The sequence below is a fragment of the Veronia nyctiphanis genome (genome assembly GCF_004116385.1).
GTDB classification, from domain to species: domain Bacteria; phylum Pseudomonadota; class Gammaproteobacteria; order Enterobacterales; family Vibrionaceae; genus Veronia; species Veronia nyctiphanis.
Window position 1 is genome coordinate 1 of record NZ_PEIB01000016.1, and the last position, 22316, is coordinate 22316.

A 22316-nucleotide genomic window follows, 5' to 3' on the forward strand; every position below is an offset into this window, starting at 1 on the left:
TTTCTCTGTTACCTTGCCTGATGACCTCATCGACAGCACCGACGGGAGCGGAAGCCTTGATGTCACCGTATCTGTCACTGACAGCGCGGGTAATATTGCGACCGTCACCGATACCGTTGACTACACGGTGGATACGTCAGGCCCAACAAGCAGCACCTCCAGTGTGACGCTGAACACCATTGGGCTGATGGCGTCATTAATGCGAACGAAGCGGCGCAAGACCAGACGGTTTCTGGTACTGTTTCCGGTGAATTCAACGCCAACGATGCCGTGACGGTCAGCGTCGGTAACCACACCTACTCCGCGAATGTGGATGAAGATGGCTATTTCTCAGTCACAGTTCCCGGCAGCGTTCTGGCCACCAATAGCGGGGTTGATGTTGCGTGGTGGTGTCGGATAACGCTGGCAATACCGCGACGATTAACAACTCACTGTCATACAACGTTGACACTCACGCCCCAACGGTAAACCTCACACTGGACGAACTGAACGATGGTGACACACTCAATGCGGACGATCTGACGTCCGACATTACGCTTGGCGGCAACCTCGGCGATGCACTGACTGACGGCGACACCGTTACAGTGACCGTCACCGTGGGTGACACCACTCACACCTTGCCTGTCAACGTCGATAGTGAGGGCAATTTCTCCGTTACCTTGCCTGATGACCTCATCGACAGCACCGACGGGAGCGGAAGCATTGATGTCACTGTCTCTGTCACTGACAGCGCAGGTAATGTCGCGACCATCACCGACACCGTTGACTACACGGTAGATACCTCAGGCCCAACAAGCAGTACGTCCAGTGTCACGCTTAACCCCATTGGGACTGATGGCGTCATTAATGCAAACGAATCTACACAAAATCTCACTGTTTCAGGCACCGTTTCCGGTGAGTTCAACGCCAACGATGCCGTCACGGTCAGCGTCGGTGACAACACCTACTCTGCGAACGTAGATGATAATGGCAACTTCTCGGTCACTGTCCCCGGCAGCGTTCTGGCCGACAATCATCAGGTCAACGTCACCGCCACGGTGTCAGATGATGCGGGAAATACCGCACCGATATCTGTCTCGCAGGCTATACCGTCGATACCTCAGGTCCAACGAGCAACACCTCCAGTGTCGCCCTTGACCCTATTGGTGCTGACGGCATCATTAATGCGAACGAAGCGGCGCAAAACCAGATAGTTTCTGGCTCTGTCTCGGGTGAATTCAACACCAACGATGTCGTCACGGTCAGCGTCGGTAACAACACCTACTCCGCAAACGTGGAGGAAAATGGCAATTTCTCGGTCACTGTCCCAGGTAGCGTTCTGGCAGCACACAGTGCTATTACAGTGACCGTTACAGCCACTGATGCCAGCGGCAACAGCGGCAACATTAGCACCACCGAGACCTATTACGTTGAGCCACTTCCGACGTTGTCTACTCTGAACTTGGTCCAACATGGTATAGAGGATGCATCGAGTTACCAAGAAGGCCCAGCGTGGGAGATCAGTGTCACCAATGCCAGCCCGACCAGTGGCAACCTGCACTTTGTATTTAACGACAACCAATACAGCTCCAGCTTCGGTCAGTTTGAGAATGAAATCTTTGTTGAAGGCAGTGACGGAAACCTGATCAGCCCACCGGAGGGCCAGGCTGGCCCCAACGGCGGCTGGGTTGTCGCGTGGACGGCGCCATTCATGCAAGGTGACGTCACCTTGCGGCCGGGGAAACCCAGGTCACGGTGTACCTGTTACCCAAAGATGACAATGTCTTTGAGACCAACACCAATATTGGCTTTGATGTCAGTTACAACGGCATGACATTGCGCGCTGACGGCGACAAAGAGGCCACCGTCAATGACGAGGCAGATAAGCCGACCGTGACAGATGTTTCTGATGCTTCTGTGACTGAAGGTCAAGAAGCAGTCGTTACCGTTACTTTGAGTAATACGTCAACCACAACAACTCGTGTCTTCCTTGATGCATATAACGGCCAAGCTACAGGAGGTGGTGTTGATTATAACGAGACACTCTTCGTCGATTTTGGTGATGGTCAAGGTTGGCGTGACCTTGGAGACTTCACCTATGGCAAGTGGGTAGATGTGCCCCGCCATGTGAACGCTTTCAATGTAAAAATCGGTACCGTCGATAATGGTGTCTTCGAGCCAACTGAACAATTCACCCTTCATGCCAAGGCGCATGGACAAGCAGCGGTAGTTGGAACAATTACCATCATGGACAATGATCTGATTGAAGTAACGTCTATCACCAAGTATCAGAACGGTGTCGAGAATGTTGAGGGTAAAGATAGAGACGTCGGTTGGGAGCTTAATTTATCTCAAGTATCGAATACTGAAACAGTCATCAAATTAAACATCAATGATAACCAGCATTCGGCAAGGGTTAATGAAGATTACAGCGGTACATTCACTGTGATTGATAACCAAGGTAATGAACAAACAGTAACGTTAAGCTACGGGAGTCAATGGGTGGGTGAAATCGTCATTCCGCCAAATACGAGCAAAGTAACGTTACTGGCCGAGACCCTAAATGATGACATTTACGAGGGAATGGAGACACTTACCGTCAATGCGCTCGTTGTTGGTTCCCAGACTGACTACATTACGTCTGTTGCTGTAGGTATTAACGATGCTTCAGATAAACCTAAAGTAGAATCAGTCAGCAGCCCAGATGTGTCCGAGGGCGATGCAGCCATCTTTGATGTCATCATGACAAACCAATCAACCACCTCTACTGTGGTGACACTGGAATTACAAAATGGCGCAGCCACTGCGGGGACTGATTTTAACACTGGTATGACGGTTAGCTTTGATAACGGCGCCACTTGGCAAGCATACGGATCTGGTGGTATCAGCGTCCCGGCCAACACAGACTCCTTCAAGGTACGTGTAAACACGATTGAGGATCATCACTACGAAAAAGGTGAAAAGTTCAGTTTAATTGCCTCTTCGGAATATGAGCTAGGCAAAGAAAAAGGGACTGCCACTATTGTTGATGACGAGCTGATCCCTCGCGACGTCAATGGCCTTTGGGATGTTGAGGACGTCAGTAAGCTGACACTTGAAATGCAGAACATTGTTCAAAAACTGAGCGCGAGTAACAGAAGTAGCCTCGGTTACTACTTGATGGACAGCTCAGGCAACATCATCAAATCTGAAATCATGATGGCCAAAGTAGCGGACCACAGTCATTTGAACTTCGATGTTTATCTGTCTGGTGCAGCAAAGATGGGGCTGTTTCTGATACCTAACGGTGCCACTTATGGTTTCAAAGAGGGCAGCGCCGACATCACGGTGACAAATAATGGTTCAGAAATCCGACAGAACGGTAAATTCAGCCGGGTAGTCCTTTCTGAGTCACATAAAAACCAAGGAGACTACGATAACGAGAAAAACAACAATGACCACGAATCGTTCTGGGAAGATATGTTCGGTGGCGGTGACAAAGGTCATGACGATGTCAGACTGAACGTGGTCGCCCGTCCAAAAGCGTTTGTCAATTCACGCTCATTAGACCTTGAAAATGATAGCAGAATGCTTGATACCTCGGAATTCATTAGGTCTAACAGAGTGGCGCCTCGCGCTTTCTCTGATTCTCAGAGTAATGAATCAAATAACTCGGATAGCTCTGGCCAAGAGCAAAAACTTCCCGAAATGCACACTGACTTGACGATAGATACAAGCAAAACAAGCAGTCATACCGCCAGTGTTTCTGCTGACGTCATCTCGGATTTAAACGGAGGCTTTATTCATACAGAAGAAGAGTTCTCTCTCTCTGATTTGATAAAAACAAGTCCAAGCAACGAAATCGGCGCTAGGGATGAAAGTGATGAACTGTCTGAGTTTAACGAGAAAGGCATCATTCTGGACAAGAATAGCCTCATGATTCTGATGTTGTGAACGGTTTATATGGCGGCTCTGAATCTCAAATGTTAGCAACGACGGTGGATGATGCAGCTGAGGATACCTCTTTCACGCCACTCATCAATATTAATCATGATTTGCTAGAGTCCTAATTTTCAATGCTGCGTGCTGAATTTAATCAGCTGAAAATACATTAGGTGATAGTGAAAACAGCACACATTCAGAGAAAATAGGTACTCGCCTACTAACCGAAAAACCATCCACCATGCGGGTGGTTTTTTTATGGACAAAGGGGCCCGGTGAGGGCTCCGCTTAGGGAAGGAGCATACTAAAAGGAAGGTAGTTCTCACCGGGCATGTCGGGGCAACAAGCAAAAGGCGTCATCGACAGAGACACAATAATGTAATCGTTTACATCAGCAAGGGGAAATCACTACGGTGTGATTTAACACTTCGAAAAATACAGCTTTAGCTCATTGCTTTTCATCATTTTTCATCGAGTCACTCATTTCAATGACAATTCATTTTAAATACCTTGACGTAACATGAGGGATAAATGGCCTAAGAAATCGTATTTCTACGTTATTTTGCCTGTATCGCTCAACACTTCAGGTACTCCACTTTTCTTTTTCCCTTCTCGGACCACATCACAGCAATTCATTCAAGGTACTTGCGAGTGTCTGATATTGTCTTGAATCAGCTTATTTAGGTACATCATCAGGAATCACAAAGTAGGAAGTGGCAAAGATGCAATTACGATTCGAGCCGGTCGAGGATCCGTTCGGCGACGAGGTCTTTCAGATGATGAAATCTGGGCTTTACCCATTCGTTGAAGAGGTTTTTGGCTGGGATGAAGAATTCCAAAAACGACGCATGCGTGATGACTACAAAGCCGAGTGGTTCTATTGGGTTCTCGATCAAACGGAGAAAGTCGGTTTTGTGTGTTTCAAGCCTTATGATGAGTCGCTTCACCTTCATCTTGTCGTCGTTATGGTACCGTTTCAGGGGCGCGGTTACGGAAAGCTAATCATGCATAAAATTCATGAAGTTGCTCAAACAGAATCCAGAGACATTACTTTGTCATGCTTCAAGAAAAATGAACGTGCAGTAAGGCTATATCAATCACTCAGTTATCAATTAACCGCAGAAGAGGAGCACTTCTACTCTTTTAAACGTAGCAACAGCAATCAAGAAGGATGCTAGGAGAGCAGCAAGTATTTCCCTTGAACTCCAACAGATCGGGCGTCCTATGAAAGAGTCCAGACTCCCAAACTTGACGCTGCAGTAGTCAATTCATGATTAAACAAAATGAGATAGCGATAGAAAGACAATGCCTAGCATACTAATCACCGGCGCAGGAAAAGGGCTGGGTAACGAGCTTGCCAAAATATTTTCCAGCAATGGGTGGCAACTTTATCTGGTGGTTCGAACCATTGAGTCAGCGAAAAACATCTCGCAAGAAATCGAAACCGCGAAGGTTTTTATCTCTGATATCACCAGCGAAGATTACGAATCTCAACTTCAAAAGTGGTTGGAGGGTGACACGATTGATGTTGTCATCAACAATGCTGGCGCAGGTAGCAAAGAGCCGGATATACATAGTGCAACCGCGGAGCAGTTAAAAACCGTATTTGACACCAACTGTATCGGTGTGTTTTCGACGATCAAAGGCGCTTATTCGTCATTACAAAAGGCAGAAAACGGGCTAGTGATAAATATCAGTTCGCGTCGGGGTTCTCTCAGTATGCAATCATCAGGCGCAGCAAAGGTAGTGGTTGCTCTTACTCATACCGTATTAGTAAGGCCGCCCAAAACATACTGACATTGTGCCTTGCCGACGACCTCGAAGTTGATGGAATATCAGTCGCTGCCATGCACCCTGGCAGACTGCTCACTAAAATGGCGCCAAATGATGCTGCTATGACACCCATGAAATCTGCCGAGTTAATTTATGACGCTATCGCCAAAGGCCAGATAAACAGTCGTGATTTCCTTTGCATGGAAACAGGAAAGCTCGCGTGGTAAACCATCAGTTGGAGAAAGAAAGTATGACAACAGTAAACTGGGGCTTTGGTCCGGCAAAGTTAACTTGGCTGGCGGCCTCGGCTGATATTGACCTGAATAACGTCACCTCCGTTCACGGTTATCTTCTCCACAATAACCAGCTCGCCATTGTGCAGAATAAACGAAAAGGTTTCGAAATTCCGGGAGGGCACGTTGAAAAAGGAGAGACATTGGAGGCAAGCCTACGCCGTGAAGCGCTAGAAGAGGCTTGCGTGACTATTGAGAAGCCAAAACTTCTTGGTTTCGTGGAGGTGAATAATAGTAAGAACCCCGAATTCCCTGACGACAGCCCATACCCCAAGGTTGGTTATCTCGCGTTTTTTTGTGCAGATATTAGAGAGCTCCTCCCTTTCAGTGCGGAATTTGAGACCAGCCATAGGCAATTTATCGAACCATCATCATTGCCCAAGGCGCATCATGCTTGGAATTCTGTTTTTCAACAATCATTAGAGAACCTTTCGCAGCAAGTGAATATTGGTGACTAATAATTTGATTGCTGGCGTTGATTAACTGAATCACGTAAAAATAAAAGGTCGGTGTGTCAGCGGCACTCAAATAGTAATGAGAGTGGGCATCTCCGCTGACATGCCAGAAGGAGCTTGCTGGCCACCGAAAGAGATAGTTTGTAACTCAAGATTGTTGTTCGACGTTCTCATACACACACTATCTATCTGGTTATTTACATACCAGTGATCCTTTCTATTTCACGACTGAACAAACACATTCTTTTCAAAATGCTGTCTGTCATTTACACCCTCAATATCAAACAAGAAAGGGAAAGAGGGAAGAATATTTACTATCAGGCCCCTGAATATAATTGAAAGAAAATGTTAGGAAAAGTCGTTATTTAGAAAGAGAGCCCGACGAAAAAACAGCACCCCGCAGAAGAAATGGGCGCTGATACTAGTCGTATGCCTGGGAGGAAGTTTGCAGGCCGTCGGGCAACGTCAAAAAATGACAAAAGGTTACAGTTGGCGTAACACGGCGCGCACAATATACAACACATCACACTTCTTATAGTGCTTCTACACAAATACGAGATATCACTCGTAATGTAATCGCTACCATAAACTCAGAATCGTATATAACGAGCATCCGGCTAATGGTTACCAGGCTCAAATGAAGGCAGCTGTTTGCATTAAGTATTTAGTAGTAAAAGATTCATATGAACCCAAGGCACAAAAGCATACAAAAGCACACACTAAGTGCATAATTTGCTGTACGTTTATCATAAGTACTCGAAGTTCGAGTTTAACCCATCACCAATCAGTGAGGTGCTTATGTCTGAATTAATGATTAAATCGACAGTGGTTTCATTACAAAACGGTGCTGTAAGAGTAGATGGTAAGCTTGTAATGTTTGATTCAAAGGTTCAGTTTGAACCGTTCAATCCACAGGCGTATTTGGGGCCTTACACTTTTAAAACTGACTCCATTGCCCATGTGGAGAAATGCCTTGGAAAAGGCGCAGGGGTATTTCCTGTAACGACAGATGCAATCAGAATTACACTCAGTAATGGTGATGAGTACGAGTTTATCGTTGCCAATGCAGATGATTGGGTAGAAATGCTATGTCGATTACAAAACACGTCAACACAAATCTAACCCCATTACCTTTCTTCCAGCCCGTTTAGTTGAGCCGATACTAAACGGGCTGCTCTCAATATTCTTCCCCAGGACCGCAAATTTCATAACAAAATCAATCACTTTACAAAGCATCATTCAAAACGTAAAAGACGTTGTTTTTACCGGAGAACTCGACGGATTGAGCGCCTATTCCAAAGCAGACATCACCACTAATGGCACTTGAACAACGGAGCGCAAAGAAGGTGCTCATGATCATAAGCCTAAACACACTGAGCATTTTACAGACATTGGAGACCTTGCATTAAATTGTATTGGGTTCAATAGCTTTGGATTATTTAAAAATAACTTGCAGGAGTAAAGAAAAGCCCCGGAAAACCTGCATCTCGCTTAGGGATGGGATGTAGGCTTATTATTTACGCTTCGTAAGGAAATATCAAAGCTACCGGGTAAAAATAAGAAAACATGTAACTTAGAGACTCACGTTACTGAATTAAACATACGTTTTAAATAAACGCTGCTGCTTTTGCGATACACAATCGGCTCTTTACAATTAGTAACAGCAATGACATTGCTTTTATTCACATAAAAATCACTGAGTGCAACATCCTTCCGGGCTGAACAGCAAATATTCCTGCGACGATACACGCGCCAAAGTATAAACCGATCATTTCATTTCGATGCGTTTTAATGTTACCCCGTTTCGCGGCTAAATAAGCTTTTGGTACTGAAATCAGCGCGAACACGCTCAATATGTGTATTGGGCCAAAGTGTCCTAACACTTGAAGGCCTACCCGGGCCTCAATGCCTAAAGATATCGCGGCTGTCACAAACATCAGCACCATAAACGTTCTGCCAAAAAGTTTATGCAGTGCCCCGCCCTTTTTCATCATCATGACCAACGTCCCAAGCAACATGGCTGGAAGAATTGTAAACAAGTGGCTGTAAATCAAAAATTGTTGGCTCATGGTCTGTCTCTATCTCTGTGTGCTTTGACGTTGTGGACATATTATCTAGAGACATGAGTGTACATATGATGCTGCGATAAATTGCTGCTATGGGGGATGAATGGCATTTGCAGAGTATTAACAGTCACGAGATTTATCCCCAATAATGGTTAATATCTTGAAAATATCCTCTCTATGCTGATGAATTCGACAGCGCTCAGTGTTAGCGTTTTCATTATCACCTTGTTGCTGTTGGACTTACTCACTGTATGAAAAAGTACTTACTCGCGCTCACTGTATTTTCTGGTATTTGTGCTGCTGAAGAATCAACCAATGGGTGGCTTGCACTTCAAGCTGGCGACCATCAAGCTGCTTTTCAGCATTATATGAATGCTGCGGAAAATGGTAACGCCGATGCTCAAAACAACCTTGGCAGGCTGTACCAAGGCGGAATAGGGGTAGAGCGCGATGTTGAACAAGCCCAAAAGTGGTATAGGTTAGCCGCAGAGCAAGGATTACGCGTTGCTCAAACCAATCTCGCTGTGATGTATTTTGAGGGCAAAGAGACAAAGCAAAATTATAAGCAAGCCATGCATTGGTTTCTCAACGCCGCTGAGCAAGGGTCACCCGCAGCTAAATTTTACATTGGTAAAATGTTCCTTGAGGGGCTGGGTGTAAACAAAGATTATCAAGAAGCAATCGGTTGGTTTATTCAATCTGCTGACCAGGCTTTGCCCCCGCTGAAAATACCATTGGGCACACTTTCCAGCATGGCCTAGGGATCGTAAAGAGTGATAAAGACGCCGTTTACTGGTACAAAAAAGCAGCTGCTCAAGGGCTTCCTAATGCCATGAGTAATCTTGGCTTCATGTATTTACACGGTTTGGGAATCACAAAAGACGAAGAAGCAGCAATACGATGGTTTAGGCTCGCCGCGGAACAGAGCGATCCTTATGCCCAAAATACGCTTGGCGTCATATATGAAACTGGCGATATCGAACCAAAAGATTTACGTATTGCGCTTGATTGGTATCGAAAAGCAGCCATGTCTGGATATGAAGCAGCACAAACCAACCTGGGTTTGGCACTTTACAAGGGCCATGGAACCCAGATTAACTTCTCTGAAGCATTTCACTGGTTTACTGAAGCCGCGAAACAAAAAAGCACAACAGCCGAACTCTATCTTGGCCTGATGAACAAGAATGGCGAGGGCGTTAAACCTGATCCTATTGAAGCAAATAAATGGCTTCGCTTGGCCGCTGAAAAAGGCCAAGCTAACGCGCAGTTTTATGTAGGACAAATGGCTGAGCAAGGTGTTGGCCAGCGGAAAAACATCGAAGAAGCCATTCAGTTTTATCGCCAAGCCGCAGAACAAAACATCGCGGAAGCACAATTCAATCTCGCTTTACTACTAGAGAAAGGGCCGAAAGACTATGTCAATCTTGAGGAAGCAGCTAAATGGTATAAAGAGGCTGCCGAGCAAGGCATTGTCGATGCGCAGCTTAACCTTGCCCTGATGAATGAAGAAGGCCGAGGAGTAACGCAAAATATTGAGCAAACTGAGTTTTGGTATAAAAAAGCGGCTGAGAGTGGTAATTCTGGTGCACAGAATAACCTAGCGCTCATATATTTCAATGGTATTGCTTCAAAGCCAGACTATCAAAAGGCAGCTTTCTGGTTCGAGAAGGCAGCGAGGCAAGGCCTGAAGGAGGCAGCATTCAACCTTGGTTTTGTATACGCAACGGGAAAAGGCGTCACTCAAAATGGTCACCAGGCCGTTTTTTGGTATACGAAAGCGGCTGAGAAGAGCCACAGAGATGCGCAATATGCACTTGCTGAGATCTATTTTGATGGCCTACTCGGCGTAGCAACAACGATAAGCAAGCCGCATATTGGTTCAAGCTTGCCGCACAACAAGGCCACACTGCGGCACAAAATAATATCGGCGTCATGTACAAAGAAGGACGTGGGATATCTCAGGATTTTGTTCAAGCCGGTATTTGGTTTGAGAAAGCCGCAAAAAAAGGGAATCACCTTGCGCAAACCAATATTGGTCAATTATATCTTCAAGGAAATGGCGTCGAAAAGAATGTCAAAGAGGCTGAAAAGTGGTTCTTGTTAGCCGCTAAGCAAGATGATGTAATTGCACAGACCAATCTAGGTTTTCTCTATTTACAAAGTGGAATCAAAGATGAGCAACTTGCCTTTAAATGGTTTTATAAAGCGGCTGAACAAGGGTATGTCACGGCGCAACACAACATTGGGGTTGCCTTCGATCAAGGCATAGGCACTGCCCCTGATGCTGAAAAAGCGGCAGAGTGGTATAGAGAGGCAGCACTGCAAGGTAATAGCGCGTCTCAATTTAACCTCGGCGTGATGTATTTCAACGGGCAAGGTCTGAAAGAGAACAAAGAAAAGTCACTCAAATGGCTGATTCTGGCTGACCGAAATGGTTTTGCCAATGCGCGTGAAGTCAGGCAGTCTATTGCGGCACAGCTGCAGAAGTCCGCTCTTGATAAAGCTGAGAAAGCCGCTGATGCCTGTTTAGAATCTGGTTATAGACAGTGCGTGTAACCACTTTTAATCTCTAAATAAAGCCGCCATTCGCGGCTCTCCTCCCTAAATCGCCACAATTCTGCAAGCAATATTATGATTTAATGATGATTTCATGTTGATTATTATTTTCTATTTAACCAGACACTTTCTCTGCAAAAAAGCCAGCAATACATATATTTTGCTTAGAGGTATCACGTAAAATGCTTTCAGCTTGAGCGAAATTACTATAAGCATCATAGGCATAACCCTATAGTCACTCTTTAACAACGTAAAATTAGTGTTAAAAATGTAATCAGGAAAAGGTTTATGACCACTGATGTAATTATGCTTTGTCAGTTTGTCGCTGGCTGCGCCTTGTTGATTGGGATTATGTGTTACCGAGTAGCGAAAAAGAAAACACAGTCTCCAATACTGTCTGCACTGATTGGCGGTATCTTATCGGTTTGCCCACTTTTAGGCTTACTGTACCTTTTGGTGCTGATAAAGCGGCCAGACTTGCCCAACCTCCGACAAAGGCTTGCTAGTCATCAGTCATTTCCCAGCAGGTAAATGGCTAGCCCGAGACCATAAAGATACTGCAAAGGAAGGAAAGCAGTTCTCTACGATTAAGCCGAGTGCATCAGGGGTCGGCACTCGGGCTCACCGGTTGGTACGTCGTGAAAATCCAACTGACCCAAATTAATTGATAGCCTTGTGATTTTCTAGTGGAATGGCGAGTTTTGCGAGACGATGTATTTCATTTGTATTATCTAGGGATAACCAATTACGCATTTTCCGCGCACTGCGTCTGAATTTTTCAATTAGGCAGCCACCTACATGATCGAACTGACAGCCATGTGCTTTTTTTTATCCTGACATTACTGACCACTGCAGACCCAACCCGACTAAAGCTGCTCATTTTCTGGCAATGTACGCTTTTTGTTCAAGTGCCGAATAGCAGCGTCCATCATGCTCTCAATGGCATCAGCCGCGCCCGACAGGCTAAACCTCGACACTTGAAACTTGCCGCTTTCCATTGGTACGGCAATCCCAAACTGACTGCCCTGCAATATCGCAAGGTCAATATCATCATAAGGCTCAAGCACCATGACATTCTGGGAGCCAAAGGTGTCACCACAGTGAAGTGTGACATGAATCGCTGCATACTCAGAATTCACCAACGCCGGGTATTCAAATCCCTTTTCACAGGTAATATCAACGCCGACAAGGAAAAGGCATTTCTCGCTGTCAAAGTAACAGTACTTGCCAAATATATCGTTGCTATTGTTCACCGTCGCAGCAAAGTAGTATTCCGCACCATCAGTATTGACCATCCAATCCCTATGGAACTCTTCAGCAGCCAGTAATGTCGTGCTGTAAACACATCCAGCTAAACACAATGCCTTTATCTTCATTGTTCTGTCCGAAACTAGTCACCCCTTATTAAGGTGTAGGACAGAACAGGAGTCTTGACTAATTGACGGAAGTTACGCTCTCATCAAACTCAGCGCACTAACAAGGCCATCCCTTTCGTTTTTCTGATACGGCAAAGGGCTTCCCAGAAAAGAATCTACATCTTTAACGTCACTGAATATAAGAATGTTCGCCTGGAAGTAAACGGATAAAAAACCAAATCGGAAGAGAGTGAGAAGTGTTGATCATTTATAGCATTAGAGAAAAAATGCCCGAATTACCCAGTGGCAAACACTTCGGAGGGGATTGGTAAAACCACTTAAACAGTAGACCAGCATAGCTGGAATTCGGGCTAAAACAGTCGCAGGAACTACCCTGCTATGGACAAGCAACATAATATTCTTATTTTTAGTTTTATGAATAGCATCAATGACTATATGAGAAGTAGATTCCAATATATTTACTTCATATAAAAATCAATACCTGAAGTATCGTAGGGTGTTGACTTGCCTATGAATGATAAACAACATGCCAGCAACACCTCGCGATATACTAAAACGTAATTAGTCTGGGAGTTCAGGATGATGCTTAAGATAGCTAGGCTCGACCATATTGTTCTAAGAACAAACGACGTGAGTAACATGGTGCGTTTTTATTGTGAGGTTCTTAACTGCCATGTTGAGCGTACAACAGATCCGGAGATAGGACTGACTCAGATTCGAGCGGGCTCTGCACTCATTGACTTAGTTGACGTAAATAGCTCACTCGGTAAATCGGGAGGTGGCGCGCCTTCGCGGTCAGGAAATTCCCTTGATCACTTCTGCCTGCTCCTCGAAAAAATTGACAATAACGCACTCCTCGAACATTTGAGTGATCATCACGTCAAACACAGCGGTTTTGCCAATCGTTATGGTTCGGAAGGCTTTGGTCCATCTTTATATATCGAGGACCCTGATGGCAATACTGTTGAACTGAAAAGTGAGCACAGCAGTCGTTAAACGATCACCGTTTTTACTTACAACGATCACACTGATAAGAATACGTTGTAAACAGAATATTTATTTATTTCTCCCATCACATCATCTCTCCCTTGAACCATCTAACGCAATGTTTTTACATCATTAAAATTGTGGTTAGTGATGAAGACAACACAACTAGGAAGACCAGAGTACCATCTTCTTGATGCTGCTATTGAAGAGTTCTGCCAACAATACTGCTGGGCTCATGATGTTCAATCGATTGACATCGAACAAAGGAGTGTACTTGAGATATTTCCTTCAAGTGGCCACTCGGCATACCGGAGGATCATGACCAACACTTACAATGATTTTGCATCAGTAAGCACATTTTTACTTTCAATCGGTTTTGCTAGTCTGAAATCAACCATCGGTAGTCAACATGTCGAGTTTCACTATCAATATAAAGTGCTCCAACGCACACTATTACCATCTCATCACATTGCAAACTAGCCTGAGTATATGCAGTCAAACACGTCACATTTCACTCTCGCCAGCAACGTAAAATATCAGTTAATAGAAATAATCTTATTCATGAAAATACCATTACTGATAATTATGTAAATATAACACTCCTTTATTTTGACCTTCTCAAAGTCTCAATCCCGGTACGTCATTATTGCGCCACGAAAAAAACTAAGTACGTCCCAGAAGTACTTAAGTAAGACACGAAATAAGACGTTAAGTCAGGATAAGAAAGGGAGAGATAATGAAAAGGTTAATACTGGCAAATCTGATTGTTGTCGCACTCACAGGATGTGAAGGGAAAGGGAGCAGCACGACGGTATTCCCAAATAGCGAAACAGTTTTTTCCGATACCAATGCGAATTCGTCGTCAGACACGAATGACGACACCAATACTGGTACTGATTCGCCCCCCTCGGAAACGCCAACAGGAGATACAGGAAACAATAGCGATAACGACAATACCGATTCGAGTGGAAGCTCAGATAGTAATGCTGACACACCTCAAAACAATGAACCATCGAACACCGGTGACACCAACACAGACACAGGAAACGACGGCTCAAGCGGTGATTCGAACGTAACACTAGACAACGCATCTGATTGCTATAACCCAAATCTAATAAGAACCGGATACAGATACGAAGCCACTTATTCATTGAAAATAGAAAATCAAAACTTCGTCACTTATGACTCATTCTCTGTTCTGTCGCCAGCGACAGAGAACGGTCGAAATGTTGTTTCTGTGACTTACTCCAGTCGAGTCAGACCAGAATCTAGCCCTAACCAACTCATTTTTAGCTATTACACAAATAACAGTGTTGCTCTGGATGACAGCAATAAAACAATGACACAGTTCAGTAGTTCAAACTACACAGATAGCTCTTATACCCGCTACGAACCTAACGGGCTTATAACACCTTTTGATATTGATGAGGGTGAGACCATTGAGGCACCCATTATTTCGGTTATCACCTCGAAAGGTTCACAGTCACAAGTTTCAACATTAAAACTCAAACATACCTTTCTCGGTCACAAGCAGCTTGTCTTCGGGAATATCTCATACAATACGTGCGAATTTATTATCACCAAAACACGCACAATCAATGATGAGATTACCACAACAAGTGACGTGGACTATGTTGCCGTTGGAACAGGCCTGATTGTTAAACGTATAGAAAAAGACAGTGTCGGTAATATCATCTCAACGAAAAGCTTAAAAGAGTTTACTCCCCTACCAGACGCTCAATAGAAAATTTTCATACATAAATGGCATCGCATATACAGATATGAATACATGCGTTGCCCTCTCACTTGTTATTTCGAAACCTGACTTTCTTCGTTATTCGCTATATTTCTTATTAGGTTAAAAGCTCTATACCTTCACTCTCATCATTAAGAATATGTATATAAGTTGCGTAAGATTAATGATCCGCTCTGAAATCACTGTCTGAACTTGAGCACTACCGATATATTGACGATTCTCTTCGCAGCATGACCAGATAAATAAATATTATCAGCTGGCAGAGGTGTTAAATACTATTTGTTTTTTAATAATTTAGATGCATCTAAAAGATGCACCCTTTGACAAGGTGGCGTAACTATGGATGGTAAAGTTGTGGTTAAACCGCTGATATTAACAAGCTCAATGTTAGTCTGTATTTGGTTTTCTGCTCATTCACTAGCAGCTTCAGATGAAAAAGGAAAAGAACATATTTCCCTAGCACAAGCTTTAAATATCCAAGACGACAGGCTCACCATTCTCAAAGCGTTTTCTTCTGCAAACCGGGTTGTTAAACACCCAAAACTTACCATGGCAATGTTCAATCAGTTTAAACCCAAACCCAACTACATCCTGAGTGGTCAGTACAAGGCCGCAATATTATTAGACAAGCCGTTCTATTTTCATCCTGACAAAATCAAGATAGGCATAGCGTCAGAAGTAAAAACACTCGGTGCAGAAATCATGCTGGTAGATACCAAAAAAAGCGAGATTTTGCTCCGCAAACCCATGAAGAATGAGTACTTACAGATAGATACTGACCCATCTTGGCCAGAAAATATAAGGGTTGTAGCCAACTTACAATTTAAAAATGGCTTCGACGTAATCAAAACCGACGTGACTTTCGCACTGCCTGTTGCAAGGCTTTCGAGTGAAAAAGAACCTTTTGTTTCAGAGGATCATATCCTTATACCGCTGAAGCTAGAATCTGAAAAAAAAGGGTTATTCCGATTTAAAGGTTTCTTGTTCAATGAAAGTGGCATTCCAATCATTTCATTATCAGAAACCCAACTTATCGATCAGGGCACGAATAACGTTGCCATGAAAGTGAGTAAAGAACTCATCGAGTCAGCGAGAGAAAAATTCAGGCACTTTGATGTTCAAAATCAAACCCTCACCATTCACAACCTTGCCGTAGAACAAGTGTGTCAACATACAGGAAAGGTATTAGCGCAAGGTCAAAGCGAAAAAGCTGTCATCAACCTCAACAGCTTGTAAATCTCGTAACCCCGCTAGCATCTTCATAGCTGCATACTTCGGTAATCTGGTCACCTCATCAAATCACAGAATGCGATTGATATAATGGCAGGTAACACCACTGCCTATGGATATATGCGTCAACCCACAATTGTCGTGTGGAAAACATATTTTCACATCAGTCTGCAGATATTCGTTAAGTATTTCGCGAAGCATATGACCGTGACTAACAACAAGGATTCGCTTGGCCTGTATCTCATTTATTGTACTGACTGACTGCCTGACACGCGAGAGAAAGGCACCGGCTGATTCATCTTCAGGTGGAAAAAGCTCTCCATTGGCGTCAAACACAAAATCTGCGGGCTCAGGCGAAATCAATTGGTCAACACCGATGTTCTGCCCCTCTGCAAGCGCAGGCAAGATATTTACCGAGATATCAAGTTCACGCTTTATGGGTGCAATGGTATCTCTCGCTCTCAAACAAGGAGAGCACATGATGATATCAAGGTTGAGGTCAAGAAGATCTGGAATGATGCGCTCGGCATCCATATAGCCTTTTTGTGTCAAAGGCTCACCGGGGTCAGAAGAGTAAGAACCATTGCAGTTAGATAACGACTCTGCATGCCGCAAAAAAAATATATCCATAGCGCTCTCCTCTCGCAAATACATTCAAGACCTGATACGAAAAAACGCAACCGATAGGTCTTAATCAATTGCATAGATAAAACGCACCGCGTTATCTAAGAAAAAGGCTAACAGCGAAGGAAGAAAAATGAACCAGAGCGAAGGAGGAAATCCGACTGAGGACTAACTTTTTGTTAGGTAAATAAATTGTATTAAACACCGCTAGGCATCAAAGCATTGCAAGTTCTATATTTTATCGATGTAATTAAACAACAAGAACGACACGCCATTTATAAACAGTGTATGATCATCCCGCGTTTACTCGACGTCGCCCAAAAGCAGTTACCCAATATCAGGGACCTAGCGGAGCCTTATCATGATGCTTGTTTTCAAATACCTAATTACCGCAGCCGTTGTTGTTCTTATCTCAGAAGCTGCAAAGCGCAATGAACACCTTGGCGCACTATTGGCGTCTCTTCCAGTGATTACCGTTTTAGTACTGATTTGGCTTCACGTTGAAAAGAGCACACCCGAGCAAATAACCAGCCATGCCTTCTACACGTTTTGGTACGTCGTGCCTACTCTGCCAATGTTTCTCATTTTTCCTTGGCTATACAGTCAGCTCGGATTCTGGATTGGTCTGGGTCTGAGTGCCGTAACAACCGTTGTCATCTTTTTTGTATGGGGACTGGTTGTCCGGCAATTTGGAATTGAGCTTTGGTAACACTGAGCACGAGGCCAGCCTAGAGCAGGATTGTTTGACCTGTTTCGAGAGATTTTTTGGCCGCATCAGCCAGTTGGAGTGCACGTAACCCATCATCTCCCATACACTGTGGTATTGACATACCACCGAGTACGTCAACAAAATGTTGCCACTCAAGCTGAAAAGCCCGTTGGTATCGGTCGTAAAATTCAAATTGAGGCGTCGCCCTGACACACCCTTCATCGCCCCAATGTTCTACCTGCGTGTCAGGTGTATTATCGGCTCTAAGCAAGCCTTTACTACCATGAAGTTCGATACGTTGATCATATCCGTATCCGGACCGGCGACTATTAATAATGGTTGCAATGGCACCAGAGCGAAATGTCAATACAATGACCGCCGTATCCACATCACCTTCGTCGGCAATATTTTGGCTAATGAGCGCACTGCCATGGGCGCTTACAGACACTGGCTCATCGTCTAAGATATATCTCGCCATATCCAAATCACGCAGTGACATGGACTTGAAAAGGCCACCCGAGTTTCGGATGTATTCCAGTGTCGGTAGTGATGGCTCGCGTGAAATGATGGTAAGAGACTCAGCAACGCCAATCTGGCCACTTTCAAATTGCTCGCACAATGTGCGAAATTGAGGGTCATAACGACGATAATACCCCACTAAGAATGGCACATCATGTTCCCGTACAACCTCCAGGCAACGGGTGATACGTTCTGGATTTAAATCTATTGGCTGCTCGCAAAAGATTGCCTTGCCATGCCTTGCCGCCATCTCAACCAAATCAGCATGTGTATCAGTGACTGAGCAGATACACACCGCACGTATCGACTCATCAGACATCACTTGCTCGGCGGTGAGTATATTAACGCCGTAACTGTCTGCGAAATTTTCCGCATACTGTTGATGAGATTCAACAATACCTGCAATCGCTGTTTTTTTGTGCATGGCGATGCTTTTCGCTCGCACATGCCCCATACGGCCTGCGCCGAAAATCGCTACCTTATACATTCGTTACCTGCGTCTATTTATTCAACTTCAGACAAAACGTTGAAACCAGCATGCCGGATAAATCCCTTCTGGCAAAGATGCGTTTTTTGGATGTTTGATTTGACGAAGGGAGCGCTTTCTTTCAACGACTCAATGAGTAATTAACCATAATTTTTGTCAGCCACACAAAACAAATTAGCGGTAATAGAGCGATGTTATTCAAGATGAGAAATTTGCATTGGTCGCGCATAGATTTATTGATAAGCAACGTTTGTTTACGTTTTTGAGCCGAGAATCCCCGGCTCAAACATTAGCTTTGAAGCGTTCTAATTATGCCACTTTGTTATCTTTTATCGATTTGTCCTTAACGAGACGATATGACACTAAATCTTCGATTGTCAGTACTGGCATCCCCATTTTCTGACCAAATGCGATGACTTCAGGTAACCTCGCCATCGTTCCATCAGGGTTAGTTAGCTCACATAACACCCCATACGGTGAACGACCTGAAAGGCGCATCAAGTCTACCGTTGCCTCGGTATGCCCTCTGCGGCCTAGCACGCCCTTTGCGTTCGCTTTGAGGGGGAATACATGCCCGGGACGACTGAGATCGGAAGGCACTGCATTATCAGCAATCGCCGCTTTAATTGTCGTCACCCTGTCAGCCGCAGACACCCCTGTTGTGACGCCCTGTGCAGCTTCAATCGATACAGTAAAGCCTGTCTGATTGGCGCTGGTGTTGCGTTCTACCATCATAGTTAAGTCGAGCTGTTTCACCCTCTCCTCTGTCAGACAGAGACACACAATTCCGGAACATTCTCGGATCATCAACGCCATTTGTTCAGGCGTTAAGGTGTCAGCGGCGAAAATAATATCGCCCTCATTTTCGCGATCTTCATCGTCGACAACTAGCACGCCACGACCGGCCCGAATTGCAGCGAGACCTGCCTCAACGCGTTCAAACGCCGAACCAAATGATGTTAACAAAGACTGATTCATGGTAATTACTCCCTTCATTTTGCTACCAGAATCAGGGCATAGAAAAGCAGTGCGCCAGCCACGAATGCAGCCGGGCGAGACCATCATGTCACCATGTGGCCCAAAGAAGACGGTCGGTGATCATTCACCTTATTTACTCTCGCAAGTTTCACTCACGAAATAGCAAAGCCGCCCCTTAATACGAGGTAACCTCCACTGATTCTCTCCCATCCGGACTATGACCGTCGGCTCTGGATTCACACCAGATCTGCTGACCCTACAAAACAACATGCAGGCGCTCGCGGGCTGAACAAAAAAGATTTGTCTTACCGCCGGTGGGGAATTCCACCCCGCCCTGAGAAATCAGAAAAATAGTAATTGAACAGATGGTAGAAATGCAAGTAGATGAATAGTGTGATGGATTGTTCAGTCGGCTAAGACCTCATCGTTAATCCAACGGTGAAGCATCTGACCAAAGACGGTCGAAGCATCAATATCAGGGAATCGATTTTGTAATGATTCACCAATTTCATTGATGCTATAGCCCTCTTTCATCCAACTCAGGGCTGTCGCTTCGTGGGCTAAAACACTGCGAAAATGCGGGGAATGCCCTTTTCGCCATACCAGAACATCAACGGGCTGCGGCAGTAAGATCACGGGTGGTGGCGCGTTTTCCTGATCGATGGCATGCCAAATGTCTAGGGTATTACAAGTATGCTTTGTTAACGTCACTGTCGGCACGGGGAATAACCGAAAATTTTCCGGGTCGCGACTGACAACAAGCGGTAAGGTCTCCATCGTCAATACGCCACTGTCTTCGCCATCAAAGGCCCGCCTTAACAGCCAATCTAGTTCAGCGAGTTCTGCAACTTCTTTGTCTTCAGATAACTGTTTTAAGAGAAACTCAGCAAACTTGTCACCGTAATAACCGATATTGTTGTAGGTGGACGGATGTTGCTCAACATACGTCTTTGCCAATTGATTAAACCAATCATCGCCAAGATAGATTGCAGTGTGCTCGAAGTTTTCTCTCAATACCTCAATGAGGCGGATACGGTAAGCATTATGATAAATATCTAAACGCCCTTTCGAAGGTAAGCGCCCTTCTCTCTGACTTACCCAATCGGCGCTGCGGCTTTTTTCAGATAAAACAATGTTTTGAAAATAGCCCTGTAACGTCTCGAGATTCATGCAGCACCCTCTGCTCTGAGTGTTTTATCAGCAATGATCCGCGCTGTATCGAGCTCATCAAGTAATTCTTTAAGAGGTGGAATATTGTCATCTCGCTCAATCATGGTCGGCACCTCACCAAACCTTTTCAGAGCGTAGGCGTACAAATCCCAAACGCCATTACAAACAGCATGATCATGAGTGTCTATCAGATGATCATCATTATCTTGGTGACCCGCGAGATGAAATTGGCGAATCTGATTCTTTGGTACACCATTTATAAAATCAATGGCCGAGAAACCATGATTAAATGCACTGACGTAAATGTTGTTAATATCCAGCAATAACTGACAGCCTGTCTGTTTACATAAAGCCGTGAGAAATTCCCATTCGGCCATTTCAGAATCTTTAAATTCCACATAGCTGGAGACATTTTCTATCACTAACGGACGCTGTAATACGTCTTGCGCATGGTGAATATTCTGAGCAACCACATCGATGGCTTCATGAGTAAAAGGCAATGGCATCAGGTCGTGAAGTTTACGACCATGAACCCCGCTCCAGCATAAATGATCAGATACCCACAAAGGCTGAACTCTCTGCTCAAGCTCTTTCAAACGCCTTAGATAATCTTCATCGAGACCATTGACTGAACCAATGGAAAGCGCAACACCATGCATTGTGACAGGATACATTTCACAAATTCGGTCGAGCATAGCCAGCGGCTTTCCGCCATTGACCATGTAATTATCAGAAATGACTTCCAGCCAATCTACAGGCTGTTTTGCAGCCAGAAAATCCGTGTAATGCTGAGTGCGCAAACCGAGTCCAAAGCGTAAAGTCATTTCTGTTTCTCCTTGCTAAAAATCAAACGTCAGAAATAACGCCGCCTTTATCAAGGCATTGCTTGGCTGTCATCGCTTTAAAACCGTGACCACCACAAGCATTTTGCCCTTTACAAGCATGTTCTGCAGTTTTGCAATCTGATTGGCCTTTGCATGAATGGATTCCATAACAATGGACTTTATCGCCAGCACCGATCGCAGCACCAGAACTTCCTGCAGGTGTTTCAGCGGCAAACGCACTTGTGCTCATGGCAACAGCCAATGCAACTGACGCAAAAGTAGCGTTTTTTTCAATCTTACTCATCGTGTTTACTCCTTGTCGTGTGGTAGACAGCCATTCATTAATCATGAAGTGATTGGCTAGTATGTACTCTTGTCATATTCCACAGAGCAGACCTTGAGCATTGGAAAAAAATTTCATGCGCACTAATACACGAAGACCAAATAGACTATTAAATGACTGATTTATATGAATATAAAAATCACATTTTTTCGAAACGAAGACGATCTTTATATCGATAGATATAAAACAGGCTGTGAAAAAGAAAGAGAAGTGGCTTAATTAACTTTTCGGAGGCTTATTTTGGGGGATATTATCGAAAAACGAAAAGCA

26 protein-coding genes, 2 pseudogenes and 1 riboswitch are annotated in these 22316 nt (G+C 44.5%); of the genes and pseudogenes, 20 read left to right on the forward strand and 8 right to left on the reverse strand.

Going from position 1 to position 22316, the window contains the following annotated elements:
• The 10 genes from CS022_RS24895 to CS022_RS13590 form a co-directional block, all read left to right on the forward strand.
• Positions 1-274: hypothetical protein (locus CS022_RS24895; protein ID WP_161569635.1), on the forward strand; the 274-nt coding region annotated here is incomplete at its 5' end.
• The gene (locus CS022_RS28110; RefSeq protein WP_408057245.1) at positions 196-468 is read left to right on the forward strand and encodes a hypothetical protein; all 273 of its coding nucleotides are present in this window, start codon (positions 196-198) and stop codon (positions 466-468) included. The genes CS022_RS24895 and CS022_RS28110, both read left to right, overlap by 79 nt.
• Entirely contained in the window at positions 390-1193 is an 804-nt protein-coding gene (locus CS022_RS13560; RefSeq protein WP_161569636.1) for an Ig-like domain-containing protein, read from the forward strand. The genes CS022_RS28110 and CS022_RS13560 overlap by 79 nt, the downstream gene beginning before the upstream one ends.
• On the forward strand, positions 1142-1813 hold the full coding sequence (locus CS022_RS28115; protein WP_408057246.1) for an Ig-like domain-containing protein: 672 nt from the start codon (positions 1142-1144) through the stop codon (positions 1811-1813). The genes CS022_RS13560 and CS022_RS28115 overlap by 52 nt, the downstream gene beginning before the upstream one ends.
• The gene (locus CS022_RS13570) at positions 1735-3912 is read left to right on the forward strand and encodes a Calx-beta domain-containing protein (RefSeq protein ID WP_129122734.1); all 2178 of its coding nucleotides are present in this window, start codon (positions 1735-1737) and stop codon (positions 3910-3912) included. Before CS022_RS28115 ends, CS022_RS13570 begins: the two co-directional genes overlap by 79 nt.
• 710 nt (positions 3913-4622) lie before the next feature.
• Complete coding sequence (locus CS022_RS13575) at positions 4623-5078, forward strand: GNAT family N-acetyltransferase (RefSeq protein ID WP_129122735.1); 456 nt, start codon at positions 4623-4625, stop codon at positions 5076-5078.
• Between the two features lie 127 nt (positions 5079-5205).
• Complete coding sequence (locus tag CS022_RS13580) at positions 5206-5697, forward strand: SDR family oxidoreductase (RefSeq protein ID WP_129122736.1); 492 nt, start codon at positions 5206-5208, stop codon at positions 5695-5697.
• A 2-nt stretch (positions 5698-5699) separates the two neighbouring features.
• Positions 5700-5900, forward strand: a complete 201-nt coding sequence (locus CS022_RS24720) for a Rossmann-fold NAD(P)-binding domain-containing protein (RefSeq protein WP_145964516.1) — start codon at positions 5700-5702, stop codon at positions 5898-5900.
• Between the two features lie 23 nt (positions 5901-5923).
• Entirely contained in the window at positions 5924-6424 is a 501-nt protein-coding gene (locus tag CS022_RS13585; protein WP_129122737.1) for an NUDIX hydrolase, read from the forward strand.
• Between the two features lie 795 nt (positions 6425-7219).
• Entirely contained in the window at positions 7220-7543 is a 324-nt protein-coding gene (locus tag CS022_RS13590) for a hypothetical protein (protein WP_129122738.1), read from the forward strand.
• 560 nt (positions 7544-8103) lie between these two features.
• On the opposite strand, the gene CS022_RS13595 is transcribed toward CS022_RS13590, so the two are convergent.
• Complete coding sequence (locus CS022_RS13595; RefSeq protein ID WP_129122739.1) at positions 8104-8490, reverse strand: DUF2306 domain-containing protein; 387 nt, start codon at positions 8488-8490, stop codon at positions 8104-8106.
• A 248-nt stretch (positions 8491-8738) separates the two neighbouring features.
• On the opposite strand from CS022_RS13595, the gene CS022_RS13600 reads away from it, so the two are divergent.
• The 5 genes and pseudogenes from CS022_RS13600 to CS022_RS13620 all read left to right on the forward strand — a co-directional run bounded on the left by CS022_RS13600 (position 8739) and on the right by CS022_RS13620 (position 11574).
• On the forward strand, positions 8739-9248 hold the full coding sequence (locus CS022_RS13600) for a tetratricopeptide repeat protein (protein ID WP_129122740.1): 510 nt from the start codon (positions 8739-8741) through the stop codon (positions 9246-9248).
• Between the two features lie 2 nt (positions 9249-9250).
• Positions 9251-10270 (forward strand): annotated as a pseudogene (locus CS022_RS26410) (tetratricopeptide repeat protein); the annotation flags it as partial.
• 92 nt (positions 10271-10362) lie between these two features.
• A pseudogene (locus CS022_RS28120) lies at positions 10363-10560 on the forward strand (tetratricopeptide repeat protein); the annotation flags it as partial.
• 24 nt (positions 10561-10584) lie between these two features.
• Positions 10585-11043 carry a tetratricopeptide repeat protein gene (locus tag CS022_RS13615; protein ID WP_235869506.1) on the forward strand — a complete coding sequence of 153 codons (459 nt, stop codon included), beginning with the start codon at positions 10585-10587 and terminating at the stop codon, positions 11041-11043.
• 288 nt (positions 11044-11331) lie between these two features.
• Positions 11332-11574 carry a hypothetical protein gene (locus CS022_RS13620; RefSeq protein WP_129122743.1) on the forward strand — a complete coding sequence of 81 codons (243 nt, stop codon included), beginning with the start codon at positions 11332-11334 and terminating at the stop codon, positions 11572-11574.
• Between the two features lie 335 nt (positions 11575-11909).
• Here CS022_RS13620 and CS022_RS13625 read toward each other — a convergent pair whose 3' ends face one another.
• Complete coding sequence (locus tag CS022_RS13625) at positions 11910-12419, reverse strand: hypothetical protein (RefSeq protein WP_129122744.1); 510 nt, start codon at positions 12417-12419, stop codon at positions 11910-11912.
• A gap of 579 nt (positions 12420-12998) precedes the next feature.
• On the opposite strand from CS022_RS13625, the gene CS022_RS13630 reads away from it, so the two are divergent.
• From CS022_RS13630 to CS022_RS13645, 4 genes are all read left to right on the forward strand, one after another.
• The gene (locus tag CS022_RS13630) at positions 12999-13415 is read left to right on the forward strand and encodes a VOC family protein (protein WP_408057241.1); all 417 of its coding nucleotides are present in this window, start codon (positions 12999-13001) and stop codon (positions 13413-13415) included.
• 141 nt (positions 13416-13556) lie between these two features.
• Complete coding sequence (locus tag CS022_RS13635) at positions 13557-13886, forward strand: hypothetical protein (protein ID WP_129122745.1); 330 nt, start codon at positions 13557-13559, stop codon at positions 13884-13886.
• A gap of 256 nt (positions 13887-14142) precedes the next feature.
• Complete coding sequence (locus tag CS022_RS13640; RefSeq protein ID WP_129122746.1) at positions 14143-15150, forward strand: hypothetical protein; 1008 nt, start codon at positions 14143-14145, stop codon at positions 15148-15150.
• 351 nt (positions 15151-15501) lie between these two features.
• Entirely contained in the window at positions 15502-16398 is an 897-nt protein-coding gene (locus tag CS022_RS13645; protein WP_129122747.1) for a hypothetical protein, read from the forward strand.
• Between the two features lie 63 nt (positions 16399-16461).
• Here CS022_RS13645 and CS022_RS13650 read toward each other — a convergent pair whose 3' ends face one another.
• A complete protein-coding gene (locus CS022_RS13650; RefSeq protein WP_161569637.1) occupies positions 16462-17022 on the reverse strand; it encodes a histidine phosphatase family protein in 561 nt (186 codons plus the stop codon).
• A gap of 352 nt (positions 17023-17374) precedes the next feature.
• Between CS022_RS13650 and CS022_RS13655 the strand changes: the two genes are divergently transcribed.
• Positions 17375-17725 (forward strand): DUF3147 family protein, encoded by a 351-nt coding sequence (locus CS022_RS13655; protein ID WP_129122749.1) that lies wholly within the window; start codon positions 17375-17377, stop codon positions 17723-17725.
• Between the two features lie 19 nt (positions 17726-17744).
• Here the strand turns inward: CS022_RS13655 and iolG are convergent, their stop codons facing one another.
• From iolG to bufA2, 5 genes are all read right to left on the reverse strand, one after another.
• Complete coding sequence (gene iolG, locus CS022_RS13660) at positions 17745-18731, reverse strand: inositol 2-dehydrogenase (RefSeq protein WP_129122750.1); 987 nt, start codon at positions 18729-18731, stop codon at positions 17745-17747.
• Positions 18732-19040: 309 nt separating this feature from the next.
• On the reverse strand, positions 19041-19709 hold the full coding sequence (gene ribB / locus CS022_RS13665) for a 3,4-dihydroxy-2-butanone-4-phosphate synthase (protein ID WP_129122751.1): 669 nt from the start codon (positions 19707-19709) through the stop codon (positions 19041-19043).
• A 194-nt stretch (positions 19710-19903) separates the two neighbouring features.
• Positions 19904-20056: riboswitch (FMN riboswitch) on the reverse strand.
• A 58-nt stretch (positions 20057-20114) separates the two neighbouring features.
• Positions 20115-20879, reverse strand: coding sequence for an HvfC/BufC family peptide modification chaperone (locus tag CS022_RS13670; RefSeq protein ID WP_129122752.1), 765 nt, complete (start codon positions 20877-20879; stop codon positions 20115-20117).
• Complete coding sequence (gene bufB / locus CS022_RS13675; RefSeq protein WP_129122753.1) at positions 20876-21703, reverse strand: MNIO family bufferin maturase; 828 nt, start codon at positions 21701-21703, stop codon at positions 20876-20878. Before bufB ends, CS022_RS13670 begins: the two co-directional genes overlap by 4 nt.
• Positions 21704-21725: 22 nt before the next feature.
• Positions 21726-22007: a BufA2 family periplasmic bufferin-type metallophore gene (bufA2, locus tag CS022_RS13680; protein WP_129122754.1), complete on the reverse strand. Its 282-nt coding sequence runs from the start codon at positions 22005-22007 to the stop codon at positions 21726-21728.
• Between the last annotated feature and the right edge of the window lie 309 nt (positions 22008-22316).